The sequence below is a fragment of the Streptomyces sp. SID5910 genome, assembly GCF_009862125.1.
Lineage (GTDB): Bacteria > Actinomycetota > Actinomycetes > Streptomycetales > Streptomycetaceae > Streptomyces.
In genome coordinates, this window is the sequence record NZ_WWHX01000291.1 from 1 (window position 1) to 4,334 (window position 4,334).

Consider the following 4,334-nt stretch of genomic DNA (forward strand, 5'->3'; position numbering starts at 1 on the left):
CCCGCCGGCCCCGCCCGTCGCCGCACCGCAGATGCCGTCCGCTCCCCCGGCCCCGCCCGCCGCGCCGCCGGCCCCCGCCCCGGGCACCGGGAAGATCAACCTCGACAAGGGCCGGGTCAGCCTCCAGAAGAACCAGACGGTGTCCCTCGTCAAGGGCGGCCGGCCGCTGCTGTCCCAGGTCCAGATGGGCCTCGGCTGGGAGCCCGCGTACCGCGGCAAGGACATCGACCTGGACGCCTCGGTCATCGCCTACGGCCCGCAGCGCAACCACGTCGACAGCTGCTACTTCGGCAAGCTCCAGATCGTGAACGGCGCGATCCGCCACTCCGGCGACAACCTCACCGGCGAGGGCGGCGGCGACGACGAGGTGATCACCGTCGACCTGGGCCGGCTCCCGCAGGAGGTCAGCGGCCTGGTCTTCACGGTCAACTCCTTCTCCGGCCAGAAGTTCACGGAGGTCGCCAAGGCCTACTGCCGCCTCCTGGACGCCACGACCGGCGAGGAACTGGTCCGCTTCGACCTCACCAGCGCCGAGCCGCAGACCGGCGTGATGATGGCGAAGCTCATCCGCCAGTACTCGGGCGAGTGGGAGATGACCGCCATGGGCGACTTCGTGAAGTCCCGCACGGTCCGCGGCATGGTGAAGCCGGCGGCCCAGGCACTGTAGGCGCACCGACAGGGACCGGAAGAGGACCGGAAAAGACCGGACGCAGGGGCACCCGGCACTCCAGGCGCCCCTACCTCCGCGTGAGCCCCTCCATGAGCAGCGAGAGATACCGCCGCACTGCCGTCCCGTCGACCTCACCGGCCGACTCGGACGCCGTCACCAGCCCGTGCACCAGCCGCAGCACCTCGATCGGCTCGACGTCCCGCCGCAGCGCACCCGCGTCCTGCGCCGCCCGTACGAGCCGCGCCGCCGCGCCCCGCACGCAGTCACCGCAGGCCGCGTCGCCCACCGCGGCGCCGCCGCCGGTGACGGCCGTGCCCAGCAGCGCCTTCAGCCCCCGCACCTGGAGCATCCCGACGGCGAGTTCGCCGAGCCACGCCACGAGCGCCTCGCCGGCCGGCCGTCCGGCCGCGATGACGTCGGCGCGGGCGGCGATCGCCTCGATCCGCTCCAGATAGGCGGCCTCCAGCAACGCCTGTCGCGTCGGGAAGTGCCGGTACAGGGTGCCGACGCCGACCCCGGCGCGCTTGGCGATGTCGTCCAGCGAGGCGCCCTCCCCGTGCTCGGCGAAGGCCTCCACCGCCACCGCGAGCAACCGCTCCCGATTGCGCCGGGCGTCCGCCCGCATGGGCCTGACCTGCGCCATCCCACTACTCCCTGCCGACCGGGGAACCTCCCGGGCAGCCTACCGCGCGGGCTCCGCGCGGCCCGGTGAGCGGCTGCGGCCCGCACCCGTCGGGCATGGGTGCGGGCCGCGAACCCGGCCATCCGGCGTCCGGGGGGCTTCAGGCCGCCGTCGCCCAGGGCCAGTCCGCGTCCCGGGCGGCCTCCAGCAGCGGCACCATCCGGAAGGCCGCGTCCGAGAGGCCTCCGAAGGTGTGCCGGTTGCCCGTCCCCGACGGACCGTGGCCCGCCCGGTATCCGGCGAGGTTCCAGGTGTAGACCGGGACGTCCGGCGGGACCTGCTCGGTCGGGTCGCCGTGCCGGCTGTGCGCGTACTGCTCGTCGGTGACGATCAGCACCCGGTCGTGCTTCCGGTAGTGCCGCCGGACCGCCTCGGTCGTGTCGGTGCCGCCCAGGTCGCCGAAGCGGTCCAGGATCTTGAGCACCGACTCACCCCGGCGGAAGGACACGCGGTTGCTGGTCGTCCCGAACTCGACGAGGTCCGCGTCCGCCGCCCGCAGCGCGAGCGCCGTGCCGAAGACCGCCGCCGCGTCGGCCCGGTTGAGCTCCGAGCGGTCCGACACCGGGGAGTAGAACATCGAGCCCGAGCGGTCCACGAGGACCAGGGTCCGGCCGGGCAGCGCGGGCACGTTGGCCAGCGAGTGGCCGAGCGCCTGCTCCAGCGGGTACGACCAGCGCAGCGACGGCGCGTGCCGGTACGCGGCGAGGTAGCGGAAGGGGAACTGCCGCGAGCGCGCCACCTGCTCCGGGTCGCTGATCCGCGCCGCGACCTGCGCGGCGACCTCGTCGGACACCCCGGCCTCGTCGAAGTTGCGCAGGTTCCTCACCAGTGCCATGGCGCCCATGGACGGGATCACGGCCTCCCAGGCCGCCTTGTCCATCGGCCCCTGGAGCCAGCCGGCCAGCATCTCCCACGTCATGCCGGCCGCCGCGAGCCGCTCGGCACCGCCGGGTGCGGTGACGACCGCGCGCCGCCGCTCGACGGGCAGCGCCATCAGCTCGCGGTGGGCGACCAGGACACGGTTCGACGCGGGCGGCACCGCGGTGTCGGGGTTGTGCCGGCGGTCCAGCGCGTACTGGAACAGCTCGCCCTGCCACGCCTTGTCCGGGTCCGGCGCCGCGTGCACCAGGTTGAGGATGTCGCCGAAGCGGTACCCCTTGGACGCGGTGTCGTACTTCAGCAGCGACTTGCCGTGGTAGAGCCGTCGTACGGCGTCGGCGATGCCCCGCTTGACCGGCTTGGGCACGGCGCGGCCGTACGTCGCCGTCCAGTAGGCCAGCAGCTCGCCGGGCTCGTCGGGCCGCTGGAGCACGGAGGCGACGACCTCGCGGTTGGTGGGGCCGTCGGTGGCGCCGGCGTCGAGGCGGGCCTTGACGTACTCGGCGGCGCCGACGAGCGAGGCGGTGCGCAGGTTGCCCTCGCGGCGCAGCCAGCCGAGCAGGCCGGCCGTCCAGGACGGGTCGGTGAGGGCGAGCTCGCGCACGAGCGCGGCGAACCGGTCGTCGCGGTCGGTGCCGGACTCGTAGAAGGTCCGCTGCGACACGAAGTTGGCGACCGCCAGCAGGAAGAGCTCGGAGCGCGGATCGCGCTCGCGGCCCCGGCCGCCCTGGTGGGTGGTGAGGACGCGGCCCGTCGACGTCACGCGGGAAGTGGGCTGGGCCTTCGCCGCCCGGGTGTTGAAACGCGCCATGGTGAATTCCCCCGAATTCGTCCGGAGGAAGGCGTGGCGAAGGGAAGGTGCCCGAGGCCGGAATCGGCGACGGGACGGGCACTCTGCCATTCGCTGCGCCTCCCGAGATCAGGTCGGCCGCGGCATCGGGTTCTTTTTGGAGAAGAAGTAGCCGTGGCCCGCGCACCGGGAGGTGCGTGAGGTTTTCGGTGTCCAGAGTTCAGGTCGGCGGAACCGACAAGGTGCTCTAACCCCTGAGCTACACCGGCGCGTTGTGCCGGAGACGGGACTCGAACCCGTGACCGCCCCATTATGAGTGGAAGTAGGTCCTGCCTGCGCACCTGGACGTTCATCACTCTAAAAGGGCGGCCGTCGGTCGGGCGAGCGAATTAATTGCCGCGCTTGTGCCGCTTCCACGGACCCGTGATGGCCAGCATGATGCCGGGCGTCTGGATGTTGGCGTACAGGGTGCGGCCGTCGGGCGAGAAGGTGACGCCGGTGAACTCGCTGTACTCGGGCTCCTCCTCGGACCCGATGTTCAGTTCGTTGCGGGCGATGGGGTAGGTCCGGCCGCTGTCGGTGGCGCCGAACAAGTGCTGGACGCCCTCGCCGTCCTCGGCGATGACGAGGCCGCCGTAGGGCGAGACGGTGATGTTGTCGGGGCCGTCGAAGGCGCCGTCGGCGTCCGGGGCGGCGTTGACGCCGAGGAGGACCTTCAGGGTGAGGGTGCGGCGCTTGGGGTCGTAGAACCAGACCTGGCCGTCGTGCGGGCGGCCGGGGCTCTCGTCACGGGCGTAGGAGGAGACGATGTAGGTGCCGCCGTCGGCCCACCACATGCCCTCCAGCTTGCGGGCGCGCTTGACCTCGCCGTCGGCGAACTGCTTGCGCACGGACGTCGTCTTCGCGTCCCGGTCGGGGACCTCGACCCAGTCGACGCCGTAGACGGTGCCGGTCTTCATGGCGCGGGAGAGGTCGTCGACGAACTTGCCGCCGGAGTCGAAGCACTTGAACGCCTCCAGCACGCCGGCGTCGTCGGCGAGGGTGCGCAGCCGGCCGCGGCCGTGCCGGAAGCCCTGCGGCGGGGTCCAGCGGTAGAGCAGGCCGTTGGGGCCGGAGGCGTCCTCGGTGAGGTACGCGTCGCCGCGCTTGGGGTCGATGACGACGGCCTCGTGGGCGTAGCGGCCGAGCGCCTTGACGGGCTTGGGGTTCCGGTTGGCGCGGCGGTCCTCGGGGTCGACCTCGAAGACGTAGCCGTGGTCCTTGGTCATGCCGTTCTTGCCGGCCTTGTCCTCGGTCTCCTCGCAGGTCAGCCA

The 4,334-nt window shown here is 72.5% G+C and carries 4 protein-coding genes and 1 tRNA gene; 1 reads left to right on the forward strand and 4 read right to left on the reverse strand.

Features of this window, described 5'->3' with window-relative positions; translation table 11 throughout:
* Positions 1-667, forward strand: a 667-nt coding sequence (locus GTW67_RS10095; RefSeq protein ID WP_161164460.1) for a TerD family protein, incomplete at its 5' end; no start/stop codon positions are given.
* 70 nt (positions 668-737) lie between these two features.
* On the opposite strand, the gene GTW67_RS10100 is transcribed toward GTW67_RS10095, so the two are convergent.
* From GTW67_RS10100 to GTW67_RS10115, 4 genes are all read right to left on the reverse strand, one after another.
* Entirely contained in the window at positions 738-1,313 is a 576-nt protein-coding gene (locus tag GTW67_RS10100; protein WP_161164461.1) for a TetR/AcrR family transcriptional regulator, read from the reverse strand.
* A 139-nt stretch (positions 1,314-1,452) separates the two neighbouring features.
* Positions 1,453-3,042, reverse strand: coding sequence for a TROVE domain-containing protein (locus GTW67_RS10105; RefSeq protein WP_161164462.1), 1,590 nt, complete (start codon positions 3,040-3,042; stop codon positions 1,453-1,455).
* Positions 3,043-3,299: 257 nt separating this feature from the next.
* Positions 3,300-3,379: transfer RNA gene (locus GTW67_RS10110), tRNA-Met, on the reverse strand.
* 31 nt (positions 3,380-3,410) lie between these two features.
* Positions 3,411-4,334 (reverse strand): alkaline phosphatase PhoX (locus tag GTW67_RS10115; protein ID WP_161164463.1); only part of this gene is annotated, 924 nt, incomplete at its 5' end.

Excerpts from the sequence above, each read along its gene's own strand:
- GTW67_RS10100 (WP_161164461.1), bottom strand. The coding sequence starts at position 1,313 with ATGGCGCAGGTCAGGCCCATGCGGGCGGACGCCCGGCGCAATCGGGAG.
- GTW67_RS10105 (WP_161164462.1), bottom strand. The coding sequence starts at position 3,042 with ATGGCGCGTTTCAACACCCGGGCGGCGAAGGCCCAGCCCACTTCCCGC.